Annotated in this window: 13 protein-coding genes; 8 read left to right on the top strand and 5 right to left on the bottom strand. The window is 69.1% G+C overall.

Annotated features, from left to right (window positions below; translation table 11 throughout):
- Positions 1-4 precede the first annotated feature (4 nt).
- Complete coding sequence (locus tag DAT35_RS11895; protein ID WP_108067053.1) at positions 5-727, top strand: immunity 52 family protein; 723 nt, start codon at positions 5-7, stop codon at positions 725-727.
- A 48-nt stretch (positions 728-775) separates the two neighbouring features.
- Positions 776-1,501, top strand: a complete 726-nt coding sequence (locus tag DAT35_RS11890; RefSeq protein WP_108067052.1) for an Imm52 family immunity protein — start codon at positions 776-778, stop codon at positions 1,499-1,501.
- Positions 1,502-1,592: 91 nt separating this feature from the next.
- Here DAT35_RS11890 and DAT35_RS11885 read toward each other — a convergent pair whose 3' ends face one another.
- Both DAT35_RS11885 and DAT35_RS11880 read right to left on the bottom strand, forming a co-directional pair.
- A complete protein-coding gene (locus DAT35_RS11885; protein ID WP_108067051.1) occupies positions 1,593-2,519 on the bottom strand; it encodes a DUF2381 family protein in 927 nt (308 codons plus the stop codon).
- Between the two features lie 100 nt (positions 2,520-2,619).
- A complete protein-coding gene (locus DAT35_RS11880) occupies positions 2,620-4,644 on the bottom strand; it encodes a serine/threonine-protein kinase (protein ID WP_108067050.1) in 2,025 nt (674 codons plus the stop codon).
- A 322-nt stretch (positions 4,645-4,966) separates the two neighbouring features.
- On the opposite strand from DAT35_RS11880, the gene DAT35_RS11875 reads away from it, so the two are divergent.
- Positions 4,967-6,043 carry a sensor histidine kinase KdpD gene (locus DAT35_RS11875; protein WP_158501658.1) on the top strand — a complete coding sequence of 359 codons (1,077 nt, stop codon included), beginning with the start codon at positions 4,967-4,969 and terminating at the stop codon, positions 6,041-6,043.
- Positions 6,044-6,096: 53 nt separating this feature from the next.
- On the opposite strand, the gene DAT35_RS11870 is transcribed toward DAT35_RS11875, so the two are convergent.
- Together DAT35_RS11870 and DAT35_RS11865 are read right to left on the bottom strand one after the other, a co-directional pair.
- Positions 6,097-7,248 (bottom strand): phosphatidylserine/phosphatidylglycerophosphate/cardiolipin synthase family protein, encoded by a 1,152-nt coding sequence (locus DAT35_RS11870; protein ID WP_108067048.1) that lies wholly within the window; start codon positions 7,246-7,248, stop codon positions 6,097-6,099.
- 27 nt (positions 7,249-7,275) lie between these two features.
- Complete coding sequence (locus tag DAT35_RS11865) at positions 7,276-7,470, bottom strand: hypothetical protein (RefSeq protein ID WP_108067047.1); 195 nt, start codon at positions 7,468-7,470, stop codon at positions 7,276-7,278.
- 132 nt (positions 7,471-7,602) lie between these two features.
- Between DAT35_RS11865 and DAT35_RS11860 the strand changes: the two genes are divergently transcribed.
- Together DAT35_RS11860 and DAT35_RS11855 are read left to right on the top strand one after the other, a co-directional pair.
- A complete protein-coding gene (locus DAT35_RS11860; RefSeq protein ID WP_199242864.1) occupies positions 7,603-8,694 on the top strand; it encodes a serine/threonine-protein kinase in 1,092 nt (363 codons plus the stop codon).
- A gap of 25 nt (positions 8,695-8,719) precedes the next feature.
- Positions 8,720-8,935 (top strand): hypothetical protein, encoded by a 216-nt coding sequence (locus DAT35_RS11855; RefSeq protein ID WP_108067045.1) that lies wholly within the window; start codon positions 8,720-8,722, stop codon positions 8,933-8,935.
- Positions 8,936-8,938: 3 nt separating this feature from the next.
- Here the strand turns inward: DAT35_RS11855 and queF are convergent, their stop codons facing one another.
- Positions 8,939-9,340: a preQ(1) synthase gene (queF, locus tag DAT35_RS11850; RefSeq protein ID WP_108067044.1), complete on the bottom strand. Its 402-nt coding sequence runs from the start codon at positions 9,338-9,340 to the stop codon at positions 8,939-8,941.
- A 180-nt stretch (positions 9,341-9,520) separates the two neighbouring features.
- On the opposite strand from queF, the gene DAT35_RS11845 reads away from it, so the two are divergent.
- The 3 genes from DAT35_RS11845 to DAT35_RS11835 all read left to right on the top strand — a co-directional run bounded on the left by DAT35_RS11845 (position 9,521) and on the right by DAT35_RS11835 (position 17,621).
- Complete coding sequence (locus DAT35_RS11845; protein ID WP_108067043.1) at positions 9,521-11,446, top strand: ATP-binding protein; 1,926 nt, start codon at positions 9,521-9,523, stop codon at positions 11,444-11,446.
- A 152-nt stretch (positions 11,447-11,598) separates the two neighbouring features.
- A complete protein-coding gene (gene gltB / locus DAT35_RS11840) occupies positions 11,599-16,155 on the top strand; it encodes a glutamate synthase large subunit (protein ID WP_108067042.1) in 4,557 nt (1,518 codons plus the stop codon).
- 2 nt (positions 16,156-16,157) lie between these two features.
- Positions 16,158-17,621 carry a glutamate synthase subunit beta gene (locus tag DAT35_RS11835; RefSeq protein WP_108067041.1) on the top strand — a complete coding sequence of 488 codons (1,464 nt, stop codon included), beginning with the start codon at positions 16,158-16,160 and terminating at the stop codon, positions 17,619-17,621.
- The last annotated feature ends 19 nt before the right edge of the window (positions 17,622-17,640 follow it).

Here is a 17,640-nt window from a genome sequence, read left to right as displayed (position 1 = left end):
GCCCATGAAAGAGACCTTCTACGCAGGTGCTTATTGGCCGGGCCGCAAGGAGTCGGCCGAGGAGTGCGCACGGCGCGCAGAGACCTTCTTCCGCCTCCTCTCTCACTGCGACCCTATCTACGCGCGCTGGTTCGAGCAGGCGGGTTCACTCAAGAAAGCGCTCCAGCTCCAGTTCGAGCCTACCTATGAAACGTTCCTGCGCTTCTTTAAAAGCAAGAAGTACAGCGAGGGCGCATTCGGAGTCAGCTTCAGTGCCTGGACAGGGCACGAAGAGAATGGTCGTGGCGGTATGGTGATGCTCAGCTGCGGCTCTGCTGTGGTTCCCCCACCCAATTCTTGTCGTCTCTATCTACCCAAGGTGGAGCCAGAAGCAGGGCGTGTACTCACCGTGTCAGTGCTGGCGGAAGTGATGCGCGCCTTGGTTTTGGCCTGGGAACCATACGATGGCGGAATCATTTCTCGTGGTTACCAGGAGCTGCGAAACCAACCCGTGGGTGTCCCCCATGTAGGCTGGCTCATGTACTTCGCGCGGCACCGGGGAGAAGTGCCGCCCCTACCCGCGCCTGTACGCGTCGAGCCGATAGAGGACAAGGGCACCCTCATCGTTCTCACCCCCGAGCGATTCACTGTCAGCAATCCTCAGCATGTTTCCCTCGCTGATCAGGTGCGCGCATTGCTCGACCAGGCGGGATTGCTGAGGGATTCCAGTGCTTCTGCGAGCACATGAGGTGTTCTGTCAGCTTGGTCCCCAGCGGTTCCGTAAGGACCGTTACGGATGCTAGATAATTACTACACTGCCGTTTACTGGGGATGCCGGGTGGAGTCTGCGGAGGAGTGTGCCCGTCGCGCGGAGACCTTCTTCCACCTCCTCTCGCGGTGCGACCCCCTCTATACCCGTTGGTTTGAAAAAGCGGACTCGCGAAAGAAAGCCCTCCAACTCCAGTTTGAGCCCACCGCTGAGACGTTCGTACGCTTTTTCAAGAAGCGGAGCTATCAACTTGGAAAGGTTGGGTTCATTTTCGGAGCTTGGACGGGGCATCCGGAGCACGCTCGCGGCGGCGCGGTCAGGTTCAAGTGTGGTTATGACGCCGTGGGCGCCCTGAACAGTTGCTTGCTCTATCTTCCCAAGGAGGAGCCAGGTACGGAGCGTGTGCTCACCGTTCCCGTGTTGGCCGAGGTACTGCGCGCGATGGTGCTCGCCTGGGAGCCGGACTGGGGCGGAGTTTTCTCGGATGCCTATCAGGAACTACGCGATGAGCCTGTGGGGCCCCCTCGCACAGGATGGTTGATGTACTTCTCGCATCGCTGGGGGGAGGTGCCAGCCTTTCCGGAGCCTGTGCGCACCGCACCGGTGGAGGACAAGGGAACGCTCATCATCCTCACATCGGAGCGCTTCAACGGACATGAGCCCGCGCACATTGCGCTGGCCGATAGCGCGCGCACGTTGCTCCACCAAGCGGGCCTGGTGAAGGAATCCACCGCCTTCCCCTCCAGCACGTAAGGAGATTCACCGGGTCTACACTCCATAGGTGCTGTGCGGGCTGGTTGTCCAAACCCGTAGGCGCGGTGAGCTGATCCACCTTCCAGGCCTCTCACGGGAACGTCACGCCGCGCAGGGTGATGGTTCTCGGTCCGTTCGCCTCCCACAGCTTGAGGATGAAGGTGTCTCGGGCCTGCTCCTCCGTGGCTTCTGCCTCCACCACGAGCCGGAGCGGCTCTCCTGGAGGAATGGGCTTGAGTGGCCACACGCTTATTATTCGCAGCCGCTTGCCATTCCTTCCCACCAGTTCCGCCCACTCCACTGTCCAGGGCGCTGTTCCCGTGTTCCCCACGTTCAGTTCTACTGCCACTCGCTCTTTGGCGTGGTAGCTGTTGGCTCTGAATACCTGGAGGGTTTCACCGGGGCGCTGATGGATGGACTCGCTGATCTCCTGTGCGCGGACCCCCTCGTTTCCTGCCATCAATCCGATATCGATCAAGCCCGTGAGGCCATCGGGGTGCTGCTGCTCCGCTCGGGTTTGTGTAAGTTGTGCCTCGCACCGATCGGCCCGCTCCCGCTCCTGTCGGGACTCCTGTTGGTAGGACTCGCCGGAGCGCGGACGGCGGTACACCCGCACCTGACGTTCGGCCCGGGCGGGGTGCACCACCAACCGGAAGGTCGCGCTTCGAGGGAGATCCTCATCCGCGAATTGCACCGTCACCGTCAGCGGTCTGTCCCGTGGCACGGTGTCCGAGGGTAGCAGGGTGACCACGCCAGCGGCCTCGTCCACCATGACCGAGCGGAAGTGCTCTCGCCCCTCCACCACCACGCCACCTTGCAGCAGGCGCGTGTTGAATTCCAGGGTGCTGACCTGGCCGGGGCCGATGCGCATTTCGGAAACCTGTCCGGCGTCATCCGCTCTCAGCTCGAGATTGCGATCGCCCGCGGTGTCCCATTCCTCGGAGGTGGGCTGTGCGATGGCAGGAGTGCTGGAGAGCAGCGCGAGCAGCAGGGGAGTGGTGAGGAATGGGGCGCACATGAGCAGCAGAACCTCTGGAGTGGTGGAGACTAGCAGAGACCTCTGACGTTGGTCGCTGCATTTGTTTCTGCCTGCAAGCGCCTCGGTTGAGCGCCAGCGCCTATTGGAAGCGCTCCACGGGTTTGAGGTACTCGCCGGTCAAGACCGTGGCAGTGTCCTGTGCGCCGTCGGGCTTCTTCTTCATGCCCTTCCTCTTGGGTTCTTCCCACAACTCCATGCAGACGGGATACGTGTGCCCGTCAGGAGTGTGGGCGGAGGTGAATCGGCCATACACGTGCGTCTCCCCGAAGAAGAGCACCCCGGAGAACACCGTGGGCCCCGGCAGCTTTCCCCAACCACTCGCTGGCGAGGTCAATGTGGCCGGGCCCGGGCGCACGGAGGTCAAGGCGGGGGTATCGCTCATCTCGTCGTAGGGAAGGAGGAGCAGGGGCCCCGTCTCGTTGAACTTGAGACCCAGGTCCTTCATGGTCTGCACCGCATCGGGTGGGCACTCGATGACCTGAGGTGGTTGGGTCCGTACCTGGGCGGCGGGGCTGGCGCAGGCGACCTGCCCCACGGTGATGGCCGTGCCGCACGCCCTGAGCGCTCCGCCGAGCGCCGTCCGCTGCTTCTTCTCCTGCTCCTTCGTCCGAGGCTGGGGCGTCTGCTGTGGAGTCTTCATGCGCGTGCTGTCCTCCGGGGGCGTCGCGCTGGCGACGGGCGCGGGAGTTGTCGCCTTCTCGGGCGCCGCGCCCCTTCCACCTTCCGGCGGCTCTTCCCGCCGCGCCACTTCCTGGCCGGATGTCGTGACCTCCGGCATTGTGGAAGGGGTGGCTACTCCCGGAGTAGTGACCGGTGCCTCTGGTTCCGGACGTGGCTTGAGCACGAGCGCCGCGAGCAGGCCCAGGCCCAGCACAGCGGCTCCCCACAGGACCAGGCGACGCAGGCGGATCCGTGTCCTCCTCGGGGAGGGAGTTGCTTCCTCCGCGCTGTCTCCTCCGGGCGGTGCGTCCGCCGAGGACCGCGGGAGCGTGGATGCCTCCTCGACAGGCACGGGCCGGCCCCGCCGGGGGTACCGCTTCGCGTACGCCAACAGCCGCCGCGCCTTGTCCCTCCAGTCCCCCAGGTCGAGCCACTCGTCCTGGGGCGTGGTGGCGCCGTCCTCGCTCCACTCCTCGCACAGCGCCACGTCCCACGTGCCGTCCGCCTCCGCCAGCAGCGCCTCCAACGCCTCGGCCAGTGCCTGGGCATTCGGGAAGCGCGCCTCGGAGCGCTTCTCCAGCATGCGCAGGCACAGCTCGCTCAGCGCCCGGGGCACGCGCGGGTTGCACGTGTGCGGCGTCTCGGGCTCCTGCTTCAGGATGAGGTCCGCCAGCGCGCCCTCGTCCGCCACCTCCGTGTCGAAGGGGTAGCCGCCCGTCAGCAGCCAGTAGAGGACAACGCCCAGCGCCCACAGGTCGTCCGAGGGACGCGCCGGGGAGTGTTCGCCCGCGCGCTCACGCCGGAAGCGCAGCGCCTCGGGGCTGCGGTAGTGACGCGTGCCCGGCATTCCCCAGGGGTGGGTGATCTCCGGAGCCCCCACGTAGGTGCTCACGCCGAAGTCCACCAGCACCGGCCGCCCGTCCGCGTTCCGCACCAGCACGTTGGTACCCTTCACGTCTCGGTGCACCACGCCGGCCCGGTGCACCTCCACCAACTGTCGCGCCACCTCCAGCACCACGCGCGCCATCTGCCTCGCTGTGGGGTTCTTCGCCTTCGTCCACGCGTACAGCGGGCGTCCGTGCACGTACGGGGTGACGAGGTAGAGGAAGCGCGGCGCCCGGTGCGGGCACAGTCCGTGGCCCTCCACCGCCAGCTCCCCCACGCGCCGCAGCCTCAGCCTCACTTCCAATTCCCGCCACGCCCAGTCGGGCGATGCCAGGGACAGGAACTTGATGGCGTAGAGCCGCCCCCCGCGCCGGGCCCGGTACACCGTGCCCTGGCCGCCCTCGCCCAGCCGCGCTTCCAGCCGGTACCCGTCCACCGTCGTCCCGAGCGGCGGGGGTTGTGCGTCCAGGGGCCTGGGCGCGGCCCGTCTCCTCGGAAGACGCCCCGGTGCCTTCCTCTCTGCCTGCCCGGCCCGCTGCCCCTCCACGGCCTCGCTCATGCGAATGACCTCCCAGGTGGGTCAGCTTAACAGATTCCCTCAGGTCAACCGAAGTGCGAGGCGTTTCCAGTCGTTCGCGACGGGGTGTCACCTTCCGTGAATCGTGCTCGTTCCTCTGGTCCGACTCCGGCCGGGAATCCCGGGGGAATCGTCTGACAGCCGACGCTTGGCGGTCCTCCAGGGCAACCCGGCTCGAGCCGTGCGGTTGCCGTCCTTGACCGCGTGTCCATCTTGGGGGACTGCCTGCGATGACCTCATGCGACACAGGGTGCCGCAGAGCCCCTCTGTTCGTTCTGCGCGGGTGGAAAGGGAGACGGGTGTAGTGGAGCGGCCAGGGCCAGAGCGTGTTCTCGACTTCCTCGCCGTGCCCACGCTGCGAGTCGAGGAGGGGACCGCACGCGTGCTGTTCGCCAACGCCGCGGCGCGGGCGCTGCCCTTCCTCCTCGAGGCTTCCGGCCAGAGCACCCTCCTGGATCGGGAGGGAACGCCGCTGTTCCCCGGGCAGCATCCCGTGGAGCGGGCCGCACGGGGCGAGCCTCTCGAGGGCGTGCCGTTCCGCTGGGAGACTCCCGAGGGACACCGGACGTTCGTGGTGCATGCCCGTCTGGACCGCTCGTGCTCTCCGGGCGTGGTGACGATGACCTTCCAGGAGGTGACGCAGTGGTCGCGGGCGGAGGAGGACCTGCTCCGGGCGCTCGGTTCGCGTGACACCTTCCTGTCCGTTGCCTCGCACGAGCTCAAGACCCCCATCACCGTGCTCCAGCTCGTGCTCGAGCGGCTGCAGCGGGGGGCCCGCCGCGAGGCGAGCTTCTCCGGCAGTCATCTCGCCGAGCGGTTGGAGCCGGCCCTGCGGCAGGTGCGCCGGTTGGGCGTGCTGGTGCAGAACCTGCTCGACGTGAGCCGGGCGCGCAACAACCGCTTCGTGCTCGTCTGCGAGCGTTTCGAGCTCGGCGGCCTGATGCGGGAGCTGTGCGAGCGCTTCTCCGAGCAGGCCCGTCAGGTGGGCTCGGAGCTGACGATGGAGGACTGCCCGCGGATGGAGGTCCACTGGGACCGGCTGCGGGTGGAGCAGGCGGTCAGCAACCTCATCACCAACGCCATCAAGTACGGCGCGGGCGGGCTCATCTCGATCCGGCTCGAGCAGAAAGACAGACAGGTGTTCCTGCGGGTGGAGGACCGGGGCATCGGCGTGCCCGAGGGCGACCGGGAGCGCATCTTCCACCCGTTCGAGCGGGCCGCGTCGGGCCACCGGACGGAGAGTCTGGGGCTCGGCCTGTACATCGTCCGGGAGATTGCCCGTGCCCATGGGGGTACGGTGGAGTTGGCGGGGCGGGACGGCGGAGGTTCCTGCTTCACGCTGTGTCTGCCCCTGGAGGTGGCGGGGATGCCGAATGGGTGAGTCTGTGAAGAAGCCCTTCCGGCTCGAGCAGCTCCTGGACGCGGTGTCCCGGGTCATCCCCGGCGGCGCATCCTCCGGTAGCCCATGAAGGTGGCGATGCGCTCGGAGAGGCGCGCCACCGCGAGCCCCACCACGTCCAGCAGCCACCGCTGAAGGCCCGAGCGCGCGCAGTCCCCCAGCGTCACCTGCCGCGCACCGCTCACATGCCGCTCCATCCAGCGGGTGGCCTGGGCGGCCACGCCCGCGTCCTCCACCTCCACCAGCGTCTCCAGGTTCACCAGCGAGAGCGGATCCAGGTTGAAGCTGCCCACCAGCAGGCGCTCCCCATCCACCACCGCCGCCTTGGCGTGCAGGGTGGTGGCCGTCCACTCGTGGATGCGCACGCCCGCCAGCAGCAGGGTGCGGTACAGGCGCATGGTGGCCGCGCGGGCGAAGGGCACGTCACTGCGGCCGGCCAGCAGCAGGTGCACCTCCACCCCGCGCCGCGCCGCGCGCTTGAGGGCGCGCATGAAGCCCATGTCCGGCAGGAAGTACGCGTGGGCCAGCACCACCTTCTCGCGTGCGTCCTTGAGGGCCGCCAGGTAGCGCGCCCGCAGGCGCCGTCCTCCTCCGAAGCCGGACAGGAGGATTCGCACCGGGTCCGCCGAAAGGGTGGAGGCTCCGGCGTTGAGCTTCTCGCCCAGTTGCGCGCAGATGTTCCCTCGCAGCTCCAGCGCCAGGTCCGCCCACCCGGGCCGCCCCTCCTGGGTGGCGTAGTGGTCCCCGATGTTGATGCCCCCGAGGAAGGCCACCGTGTCGTCCACCAGGAGGATCTTCCGGTGGTTGCGCCAGAAGCGGCCGAGGAAGACGGAGGTGAGGGGATTGTGGATGCGGACCTTGATGCCGGCCGCGCGCAGGGTGTCCGACAGCGCGCGGCTCTCCCCGATGGAGCCCCAGCCGTCGACGATGACCTTCACCTCCACGCCCCGGTGGGCCGCGGCCGTGAGCGCGGCGATGAAGTGCGAGCCCACGCCCTCGCGCTCGAAGGCGTACACCTCCAGGTGCACGCGCCGGGTGGCCGCGCCGATGGCCTCCAGCATGCGCGGGTAGGCCTCGGTGCCCCCGTCGAGCAGGGTGATGCGCTGCCCCTGTGTCTCAGAGGTCAGCCATTCCCGCTCCCCCTGGGGGCTCGTCGGGAGGAGGGTCTGTCGGGCCGGGGCTTCCATCCGAAGTCGCGGGGGTGGCTCTCCGTGTCAGTCGTCGTCGTCGTGCTTGCGGGCGCCGTGGCCCTTGCCCTTGTGCCGGCATTTCTCTCCATCCCAGTACTGGCTGGGGTGGCAGTCCTTCCGGGCGGGCGCGGGCCTGGGCACGTAACGGGTGTCGCGCACGTAGAGACAGCCCGGCAGGCCGATGAGGAGGGCGGGAATGAGGAGGACGAGCTTCTTCATGGCGCGCGCAGATTAGCAGTGAGCACATCGCAGTGGTCGTTCCCTCTTCTTGTGAACAGGATTTCTACCGCCCGGCTGTGTGCACGCCAGGCGTGTCGACGCCTCGCGCGCAAATTCGGTAGCCTTTCGTCCGTGCCTTCCAGCGAGAAGCCCGTCGTCAGACATCGGAAGATAGGTGCCTACCGTGTGCTCGGAGAGCTGGGCCGCGGTGGCATGGCCCAGGTCTACCGGGGGCTCCACGAGATGTTGCAGCGCGAGGTCGCCATCAAGGAGATGCTCGCGGACCCCGTGCGCGACAAGGAGGCCGTCTCGCGCTTCCGCCGGGAGGCGCTCGCGCTCGCCGCCTTCCGTCACCAGAACATCGTCACGCTGTACGACCTGGTGGAGAAGAACGACGTCCTCTTCATGGTGATGGAGTTCGTGGACGGGCCCACCCTGCACGAGCTCATCAAGGAGGGGCCGCTGCCGCCCGAGGTGGGTGCCGCCGTGGGTGCGCGCATCGCCGGCGCGCTGGAGCATGCCCACTTCCGCCACATCATCCACCGCGATCTCAAGCCCGCCAACGTGATGCTCGCCAAGGCGGGAGACGTGAAGCTGATGGACTTCGGCGTGGCCAAGGACGTGGGCCTGGAGGCCCTCACCGCGCAGGGCATGGCGGTGGGCACGCCCTCGTACATGTCCCCCGAGCAGGTGACGGGTGCTCCGGTGGATGGGCGCACGGACCTGTTCGCGCTCGGGGTGCTCCTCTACGAGGCGCTCTCGGGGACCCGCCCCTTCCTGGGCCGCAACGCTGGCGAGGTCTTCGCCCGCATCCGCGATGGCGACTACACCCCGCTGCACAAGGCCGCGCCGCACCTTCCCAAGCAGCTCACGGACATCGTCCAGCGCGCCCTCGAGGTGCGGCCCGACGACCGCTTCGCCAACGCCGCCGCCATGCGCCGCGAGCTGGAGCTCTTCCTCTCCCGCCGCGTGGGCATGTCCTACGAGGCCCTGCTCGTCGGCTTCCTGCGCCACCGCAAGAAGCTCACCGAGACCGAGGCGCTCGCCCACCTCACCCAGCAGGAGCTGAGCGTCGTCGACGACTTCGACGAGCAGGCGCAGCCCCCCCGGGCGTGGACCCGGTGGCTCGCCGCCTTCCTCGCCGTCGCCGGGGCGCTCGGCGCTGGACTGGCGTTCACCCACCCCTATTGGATGGGACTCGTGCGGCAGCTCACCGTCCGCTGAGGTGCACCCCCTTCCGGAGCACGCCATGGGCAAGCTGATCACCGCCATCCTCGCCATCGCCCTCACCGCGGGCGCCGCGTACTACGCGCTCAGCCACGCGACGCGGAGCCCCTTCGCCTCGGGCGAGCCCAGCTCCGCCAAGCGGCAGTTGGACAACGTCCGTGGAGCCGCCAGCCGCATCGAGTCGGATGCGGACCATCGGGCCCAGGAGCTCCAGGAGAAGATGCAGGACGGACAGTAGGGGCTACTTGCGGCGCGCGGGGGCGCTCTTCTTCGCCTTCGCGCCCCGGCCCTTCTTCTCGTGCGTCACCGTGACGAGCGTGCCGATGCCGCCGCGCACGAAGAAGTCTCCCTCCACCGTCAGCTTCCGGGGCTGGATGGCGCGCACGATGTCGTCGGCGATCGTGTTGGTCACCTTCTCGTGGAAGGCGCCCTCGTTGCGGTACGCCCACATGTAGAGCTTCAGGCTCTTGAGCTCCACGCACAGCTGGTCCGGCACGTAGCGGATCTTGAACTTCGCGAAGTCCGGCTGCCCGGTCAGCGGGCAGAGGCACGTGAACTCCGGCACGTCGAAGGCGATCTCGTAGTCGCGGTCCGGCGCGGGATTGGGGAAGGTCTGCAGGTCCTTGGAAGGCTGGGAAGGCATGGCGGGTGTCGTCTAACACACACTGCGCGGATTGCAGCCTCCCAGTGGTGAACGCTCTCCCCCCCGCCGGACGTTCTTCCTGTCGGGCCTACAACGCGCCTCCTGTCCAGGGTAGGGCAGGATGGGACAGGCACCTTGTCTGATCCAGGTGGTAGGCGTAACTCCAATCTCCAGCCCCGCATGCTGCCTTCCGACTTCCAGGACATCCTCGCGTGCGTCCCCCAGGCCGTGGTCCGGCTGGGACCCGACCTGCATGTGGAGTGGGTGGCGCCGGACTTCACCGCCAAGACGGGGGTGGCCCTCCGGGTGGGAGACCCGGTGCTGTCGGTCCTCGAGGGGGGTTGGGGCCGGGATGCGCTGGAGCGCGCCCTGCGCGAGGGACGCAGCCACTCGGGCCACGTCATCACCTCGGGGCTCAAACAGGTGCGCGTCCAGGCCCGCCCCAGTCGCCAGGGCGCGGCTCCCGGTGCCTGGCTCCTGTTCGAGCCCTCCGGCGCCGATGACGACCTGGCCTTCGCCCAGGCGCTCCAGGAGATTGCTCGCGAGGTGGGTGCGACGCTGGACGTGGACAGCGTGTGCAAGGCCGCGGTGCTGGCCGTGGTGCGCTGTGCCCAGGTGCGCCGCTCCGAGGTGTACCTGGCCGAGGAGGGGCAGCCCCTGCGCCGCGTGGCCGTGTCCGACCTGTCGAGCGCCGACTCCCCTGAGGACGCACTGGAGGACCATGCCGACTCCTTCGAGGCGGCGCTCGTCACCCGGCAGCCGCAGATTGGCGTCCAGCGCGGCTATGGCGACGCCGTGGGCTCCATCTTCGCCGCGGTGCCGCTCCTGTCCCAGAAGCGCGCCCTGGGGCTGCTGGTGCTCTACAAGGAGCAGGGCACCTCCTTCTCCCTGCGCGAGCTGGACTTGTGGAGCGCCGCGGCCGGGCAGGTGGCGGTGACGGTGGAGAACGCGCGCCTGTTGCGCGAGGCCCAGGCGGCCCTGCGGGTGCGCGAGGAGTTCATGTCCATTGCCTCGCACGAGCTGAGGACGCCCCTCACCCCGCTCAAGCTCACGCTCTACTCCATGGAGCGGCGCATTGCGCAGGGCCAGCCGGTGGAGCTCTCCAGCGTCATCAAGTCCAAGCGGCAGGTGGAGCGGCTGGCGGGGCTGGTGAATGACCTGCTGGACGTGTCGAGGCTGGAGCTGGGCCGGCTGTCGCTGCAGCCCGCGCCGCTGGAGGTGGGCCACCTGGTGGCGGAGGTGGTGGACCAGTTCCGCCACGCCTTCGAGCGCCCCTTCTCCCTGACGGTGCCGCGCGAGCGCGTGTGGGTGCAGGGGGACCGGGACAGGCTGGAGCAGGTGCTCGTCAACCTGCTGGAGAACGCGCACAAGTACAGTCCGTCGGGCGAGCCCATCTGCGTGGATGTGGAGGCGGTGGGCGGCGAGGCGCGCATCCACGTGAAGGACCGAGGCATCGGCATCCCCGCGCCGGACCAGAACCGGCTCTTCCAGCGCTTCTACCGGGCGGGCAACTCCTCGCACCGGCACTTCGGCGGGCTGGGGCTGGGTCTCTTCATCAGCCACTCCATCGCCCGGCTGCACGGGGGCTCGCTGTCGCTATCGAGCGCCGAGGGCCAGGGCTCCACCTTCACCCTCGGCCTGCCGAGGATGACCGCGAACGAGGTGCGGCGGCTGCCGCGGCGGGTGCTGCTGCTGGACGAGGACCGGCTGCAGGAAGAGGTGGCCGAGCGCGTGCTGCGCGCCGAGGGTTTCGAGGTGCTCACCGCGCACGAGGGAGTGGAGGCGTTGCGCCGGGCCTCATACCTGCCGGTGGACCTGGTGCTGCTGTCGGCGAGTGCCCCACCCACCCAGCTCGGCATCTTCCTGGCGGCCTTCGCCGAGCTGCCTCGTGCCCGGCCCATCCCCATCGTGCTGGCCGGGGCCTCGCGGCCCGCCTGGGCCCACCCGGACTTCTCTCTGTGCGCGCGGCCCTACCGGGAGGCGGAGCTGCTCTCCGCCATCCGCGCCACGCTCGCCATGAGCGAGGAGCGCACCCACACTCCGGGGCGCGGCTCCTCACAAGAGCACCTGGAGCACGTCCCTCAGGAAGCCCTCATGCTTCCGTGACGTGAGATGTGACATCAGGGGGCCCCCGTTCCCCCGCCCGCCCCTGGCTCTTGCGGGCGGGACGGACGTTCTGCGTGCTTACACTGGGTGACTCAGTGCACTAGACTCTCCGCGTCAATCAGGATTTTCCTGCCACGAGGAGAGCACCAGCGATGTCGGACCGCCAACCCGGCCGTTATGGGCTGTACGAACCGGACACCGAGCACGATGCCTGCGGAGTGGGCTTCGTGGCCCACATCCGGGGCGAGAAATCGCGCGGCATCGTCGAGGATGCGCTGGAGCTCCTCAACCGGCTGAGTCACCGGGCAGCGGCGGGCAAGGACCCTGAGACGGGAGACGGCGCGGGCATCCTCGTGCAGCTCCCCCACCGCTTCTTCGAGCGCGAGCGCCTGGGCTTCGCCCTGCCGCCCCGCCGCCAGTACGCCGTGGCCATGGTGTTCCTGCCCTCCGACGCCGAGGCGCGGATTTCTTGTGAGTCCGTGCTGGAGCAGGTGACTGCCGATGAGGGCCAGCGGGTGCTCGGCTGGCGGGACGTGCCGGTGGAGCCCTCGTACCTGGGCCGGCTCGCTCGCGAGGGCGCGCCCGTCATCCGCCAGCTCTTCGTGGCCCGGCGCCGCGTGGTGCCCAGCGCCTTCGAGCGCAAGCTGTTCCGCATCCGCAAGCTGGCCGAGCGGCGCATCACCGAGCGCGGCCTGGACCCCGAGGGCCAGTTCCACGTGGCCAGCTTCTCGGCGGAGACGCTCATCTACAAGGGCCTGCTCCTGCCCCGGCAGCTCCCGCGCTTCTACGTGGACCTGCAGCACCCCGAGTTCGTGAGCGCCCTGGGCCTGGTGCACTCGCGCTTCTCCACCAACACCTTCCCCACGTGGGAGCTGGCACAGCCGTTCCGCTACATCGCGCACAACGGAGAAATCAACACGCTGCGCGGCAACCGCAACTGGATGAACGCGCGGCGCGGCCTGCTGCAGTCGGCGAAGTTCGGCGGCAGCCTGGAGCCGCTCTTCCCCATCATCGTCCCGGGCAAGAGCGACTCGGCGCAGTTCGACAACATGGTGGAGCTGCTGTTCCTGGGCGGGCGCCCGCTCCCCCACGCGATGATGATGATGATTCCGGAGGCCTGGGAGGGCCACACGCTCATGAGCGACGAGCGGCGTGCCTTCTACCAGTACTCCAGCTCACTGCTGGAGCCGTGGGACGGGCCGGCCGCCATCGCCTTCACGGACGGGCAGCTCATCGGCGCCACGCTGGACCGCAACGGCCTGCGCCCCGCGCGCTACCTCGTCACCGAGGACGACCGCATCATCCTCGCTTCCGAGACGGGCGTCATCGACGTGCCCGCCGCGCAGGTGCGCCGCAAGGGCCGCCTCACCCCGGGCCGCATGCTGCTGGTGGACACCGAGGAGGGCCGCATCCTCGAGGACGAGGAGGTGAAGCGCGACATCACCTCGCGCTGGCCGTACCGCCGGTGGCTGGAGCGCAACGTCTTCACCTTCGATGACCTGCCCACGGTGCCCGCGCCGGCGCGCCTGGGTGGCGAGGAGCTGTGGCGGGTGCAGCGCGCCTTTGGCTACTCGGACGAGGACGTGCGGCTGCTGCTGCGGCCCATGGCCGAAGGGGGCAAGGAGCCGGTGGGCTCCATGGGCACGGACACGCCGCTGGCGGTGCTCAGCGACCAGGCCCCCTCGCTCTTCAACTACTTCCACCAGCTCTTCGCGCAGGTGACCAACCCGCCCATCGACCCCATCCGCGAGTCGCTGGTGATGACGCTGGCCACCGGACTGGGGCCGGAGGGCAACACCTTCGAGGAGACGCCGGACCAGTGCCACCGGCTGTCGCTGCCGGGCCCCATCCTCACCAACGGAGAGCTGGCGAAGCTGGCCGCCATCAGCAACGAGGGCATCTTCGAGACGCACCGGCTGAGCCTTCTCTACCCCACGGGCGAGGGCGCGGGCGCGCTAGAGGCGGCGCTGGAGCGGTTGTGTACCGGGGCGGTGGACGCGGTGGACGCGGGTGCCAGCATCCTCGTGCTGAGCGACCGGGGTGTGGACTCGGCCCATTGTGCGATTCCCGCGCTGCTGGCCGTGTCCGCCGTGCACCAGCGGCTCGTGCGTGACGGCATCCGCATGTACACGGGCCTCGTGCTGGAGACGGCCGAGGCGCGCGAGGTGCACCACTTCGCGTGCCTCTTCGGCTACGGCGTCTCCGCGGTGAACCCGTACCTCGCGCTGGACACGCTGCGCGCCCTGGCGGACGCGGGCGAGCTGCCGGTGGACCAGGAGAAGGCGCAGGAGAACTTCATCCACGGCGTGGAGGAAGGCCTGCTCAAGGTGATGTCCAAGATGGGCATCTCCACGCTGCAGTCCTACCGCGGCTCGCAGCTCTTCGAGGTGGTGGGCTTGGATCGGCGGCTGGTGGAGCGTCACTTCACCGGGACGCCCTCGCGGGTGGAGGGCGTGGGCCTGCCGGAGCTGGGACGCGAGGTCCTGGAACGGCACGCCCTCGGATTTAGCGAGGCCTCGGAGCACGAGCAGGAGCAACTCCCCGTGGGCGGCCAGTACCAGTGGCGCCGCCGCGGCGAGACGCACAAGTGGAACCCGGCCACCATCGCGAAGCTGCAGCAGGCGGCGCGGACGAACGACGCCGCGCTCTTCGCCGAGTACTCGCGGCTGGCGGACGACGAGTCGCGCGCACACTGCAACCTGCGCGGGCTGCTGGATGTGGTGACGGACGGCCGTACTCCCGTGCCGCTGGAGGAGGTGGAGCCGGCGTCGGAGATCGTCCGGCGCTTCGTCACCGGCGCCATGTCCTTCGGCTCCATCAGTGCCGAGGCCCACGAGACGCTCGCCATCGCGATGAACCGGCTGGGCGGGCGTTCCAACAGCGGCGAGGGCGGTGAGGAGTCGCGCCGCTACTCGCCGGACGACAACGGGGACCTGCGGCGCAGCGCCATCAAGCAGGTGGCGAGCGCGCGCTTCGGCGTCACCACCGAGTACCTGGTCAACGCCGTCGAGCTTCAAATCAAGATGGCCCAGGGAGCCAAGCCGGGCGAGGGTGGACAGCTCCCGGGCCACAAGGTGGACGAGCGGATCGCCCGCGTGCGTTGGTCCACGCCGGGCGTGACGCTCATCTCCCCGCCGCCGCACCACGACATCTACTCCATCGAGGACCTGGCACAGCTCATCTACGACCTGCAGGCGGTGAACCCGTCGGCGCGGGTGAGCGTGAAGCTGGTGAGCGAGGTGGGCGTGGGCACCATCGCCGCGGGCGTGGCCAAGGCCGGCGCGGGCGGCGTGGTCATCTCCGGCTACGAGGGCGGCACGGGCGCCTCGCCGCTCTCCAGCATCAAGCATGCGGGACTGCCGTGGGAGCTGGGACTGGCCGAGGCGCAGCAGGTGCTGGTGCACAACGGGCTGCGCGGCCGCATCCGGGTGCAGGTGGATGGTGGCCTGCGCACCGCCCGGGACGTGCTCATCGCCACGCTGCTGGGCGCCGAGGAGTACGGCATGGCCACCGCGAGCCTCATCGCGCTCGGGTGCATCATGCTGCGCAAGTGTCACCTCAACACCTGCTCGGTGGGCATCGCCACGCAGGACGCGGGCCTGCGCGAGCGCTTCCACGGCAAGCCCGAGCACGCAGTGAACTTCTTCTACATGGTGGCCGAGGATCTGCGCCGGCAGATGGCGGCCCTCGGTGCGCGCAAGCTGGACGAGCTGGTGGGCCGGGTGGAGCTGCTGCGGCAGCGGCACTCCACGGACCACTGGAAGGCGAGGAAGGTGGACCTGTCCGCGCTGCTCGTGCCGCCTCGCGGGGATGCCGATGAGGTCCGCCGCTGCGACACGCCCCGAGGCAAGGACGTGTCGGACCACCTGGATCACGACCTTCTCCAGCACGCGAAGGCCACGCTCCAGGGCGGGGCTCCCACGCTCCTGGTCCGGCAGGTGGCCAACACGCACCGTGCCGTGGGCGCCATGCTCTCCGGAGAGATCGCCAAGAGGTACGGTGCGCGAGGCCTGCCCGACGGGCAACTGCGCATCCGGCTTCAGGGCTCGGCGGGACAGAGCTTCGGAGCGTTCCTCGCCAGCGGCGTGACGCTGGAACTGGAGGGCGATTCCAACGACTACCTCGGCAAGGGGCTCTCCGGCGGGCGCGTTATCGTCTACCCGCCCCAGGGCAGCCGCTTCGTCCCCGAGGAGAACGTGCTGGTGGGCAACACCGTCCTCTACGGCGCCACGGCCGGCGAGGTGTACCTGCGCGGGATCGCGGGCGAGCGCTTCGCGGTGCGCAACAGCGGCGCCCAGGCGGTGGTCGAGGGCGTGGGCGACCACTGCTGCGAGTACATGACGGGTGGTGTGGTGGTGGTGCTCGGGCCCACCGGGCGCAACTTCGCCGCGGGCATGAGCGGAGGCCTGGCCTTCGTGCTCGACCGCGAGCGCTCCTTCCGCAACCGCTGCAACCTGGAGATGGTGGAGCTGGAGTCGCTGGTGGACGAGTCGGAAATCTGGCTCGTGCACGGGATGATTGAGCGGCACCTGCACCACACGGGCAGCACGCTGGCGCAACGGGTGCTCGACAACTGGGAGCTGATGGTGCCGCAGTTCGTGAAGGTGATGCCCACTGACTACAAGCGCGTGCTCCAGGCGCGTCGGGCGGCCCGCAAGCCGCCTCCGGCGACCATGCCGCGGCTCCAGGTCGTGGGAGGGGAGGGCTAGCCATGGGAAAGACGACGGGTTTCATGGAGTGGCAGCGCGTTCACGCCCCCAAGCGCGAGAAGTCCGAGCGGGTGGGGGACTCGCGCGAGTTCGTGCTCCCGCTGTCCGCCGACGAGGCGAAGCGCCAGGCGGGGCGGTGCATGGACTGTGGCGTGCCCTTCTGTCAGCAGGGCTGTCCCCTGGGCAATCCCATCCCGGACTTCAACGACGCGGTGTACCGGGGCAAGTGGAAGGAGGCCTTCCTCGCGCTGAGCGGCACCAACAACTTCCCCGAGTTCACCGGCCGCCTCTGTCCGGCGCCGTGTGAGGCCGCCTGCGTCCTGAACATCGACCACTCCCCGGTGACCATCGAGCAGATGGAGAAGGAGATCATCGAACGAGCGTTCGCCGAGGGCTGGGTGCGTCCGCGACCTCCGGTGAGCCGCACGGGCAAGCGCGTGGCGGTGGTGGGCTCGGGGCCGGCGGGGCTGGCGGCGGCGGCGCAGCTCAACCAGGCGGGGCACAGCGTCACCGTGTACGAGCGGGATGACCGGGCCGGAGGCCTGCTGCGCTACGGGATTCCCGACTTCAAGATGGAGAAGTCGGTGGTGGACCGCCGGCTGAAGCTGCTGGAGGCCGAGGGCGTGGAGTTCCGCTGTGGCGTGGACGTGGGCCGCGAGACGGGCTTCCGCGCGCTGCGCGAGCAGTACGACGCCGTCCTGCTGGCCCTGGGGGCCAGGCGCGCGAGGGAGCTCGAGGTGCCCGGGCGCGAGCTGTCCGGAGTGGTGCAGGCCATGGACTACCTGGAGCACCAGAACCGGGTGGTCGCGGGGCTGACGACGCTCGAGCCCCGGCTGAACGCGGTGGGCAGGCGGGTGCTCATCCTGGGCGGAGGAGACACGGGCTCGGACTGCTTGGGCACGGCGTTGCGCCAGGGCGCGGCGAACGTGACGCAGGTGGAGCTGATGCCGGCTCCGCCGAAGATGCGTGCCGAGGGCAATCCGTGGCCGCGCTGGCCGCTCATCTTCCGCACCTCGTCGAGCCAGGAGGAGGGCGGGGCGCGTGAGTTCGGGCTGATGACGAAGAAGCTGGTCGGCACGGACGGACGGCTCCAGGCGCTGCACGCGGTGCGGGTGGAGTTGCAGCGCGAGGCGGGTGGGCCCCCCCGGTTGGTGGAGGTCCCCGGCTCCGAGGTCGTCTATGAGGTGGACATGCTGGTGCTGGCCATGGGCTTCACGGGGCCGGACACCGGGCGGCTGTCGGAGGACCTGGGGGTGAAGCTCACGTCGCGCGGCAACGTGCAGGTGGATGCGCACTTCGCCACGTCGGTGGAGGGTGTGTACTGCGCGGGTGATGCGAGCCGTGGAGCAAGCCTCATCGTCTGGGCCCTGTCGGACGGGCGCGAGGCGGCGAAAGCCATCGACACGTACCTGTCGAAGGACGCCTCCGCGCTGCCGACCCGAGGCAAGGACTACGTCTTCGGGTGACACCCGGTTGGGCCTGGGT

The organism is Vitiosangium sp. GDMCC 1.1324, from assembly GCF_003044305.1.
In the GTDB taxonomy this organism is placed as follows: Bacteria; Myxococcota; Myxococcia; order Myxococcales; family Myxococcaceae; genus Archangium.
Note: the sequence above shows the minus strand (reverse complement) of the source record. Positions and strands in the feature narration are given on the sequence as shown.

Excerpts from the sequence above, each read along its gene's own strand:
- DAT35_RS11895 (WP_108067053.1), top strand. The coding sequence starts at position 5 with ATGAAAGAGACCTTCTACGCAGGTGCTTATTGGCCGGGCCGCAAGGAG.
- DAT35_RS11890 (WP_108067052.1), top strand. The coding sequence starts at position 776 with ATGCTAGATAATTACTACACTGCCGTTTACTGGGGATGCCGGGTGGAG.
- DAT35_RS11885 (WP_108067051.1), bottom strand. The coding sequence starts at position 2,519 with ATGTGCGCCCCATTCCTCACCACTCCCCTGCTGCTCGCGCTGCTCTCC.
- DAT35_RS11880 (WP_108067050.1), bottom strand. The coding sequence starts at position 4,644 with ATGAGCGAGGCCGTGGAGGGGCAGCGGGCCGGGCAGGCAGAGAGGAAG.
- DAT35_RS11870 (WP_108067048.1), bottom strand. The coding sequence starts at position 7,248 with ATGGAAGCCCCGGCCCGACAGACCCTCCTCCCGACGAGCCCCCAGGGG.
- DAT35_RS11865 (WP_108067047.1), bottom strand. The coding sequence starts at position 7,470 with ATGAAGAAGCTCGTCCTCCTCATTCCCGCCCTCCTCATCGGCCTGCCG.
- DAT35_RS11855 (WP_108067045.1), top strand. The coding sequence starts at position 8,720 with ATGGGCAAGCTGATCACCGCCATCCTCGCCATCGCCCTCACCGCGGGC.
- queF (WP_108067044.1), bottom strand. The coding sequence starts at position 9,340 with ATGCCTTCCCAGCCTTCCAAGGACCTGCAGACCTTCCCCAATCCCGCG.
- DAT35_RS11845 (WP_108067043.1), top strand. The coding sequence starts at position 9,521 with ATGCTGCCTTCCGACTTCCAGGACATCCTCGCGTGCGTCCCCCAGGCC.
- gltB (WP_108067042.1), top strand. The coding sequence starts at position 11,599 with ATGTCGGACCGCCAACCCGGCCGTTATGGGCTGTACGAACCGGACACC.
- DAT35_RS11835 (WP_108067041.1), top strand. The coding sequence starts at position 16,158 with ATGGGAAAGACGACGGGTTTCATGGAGTGGCAGCGCGTTCACGCCCCC.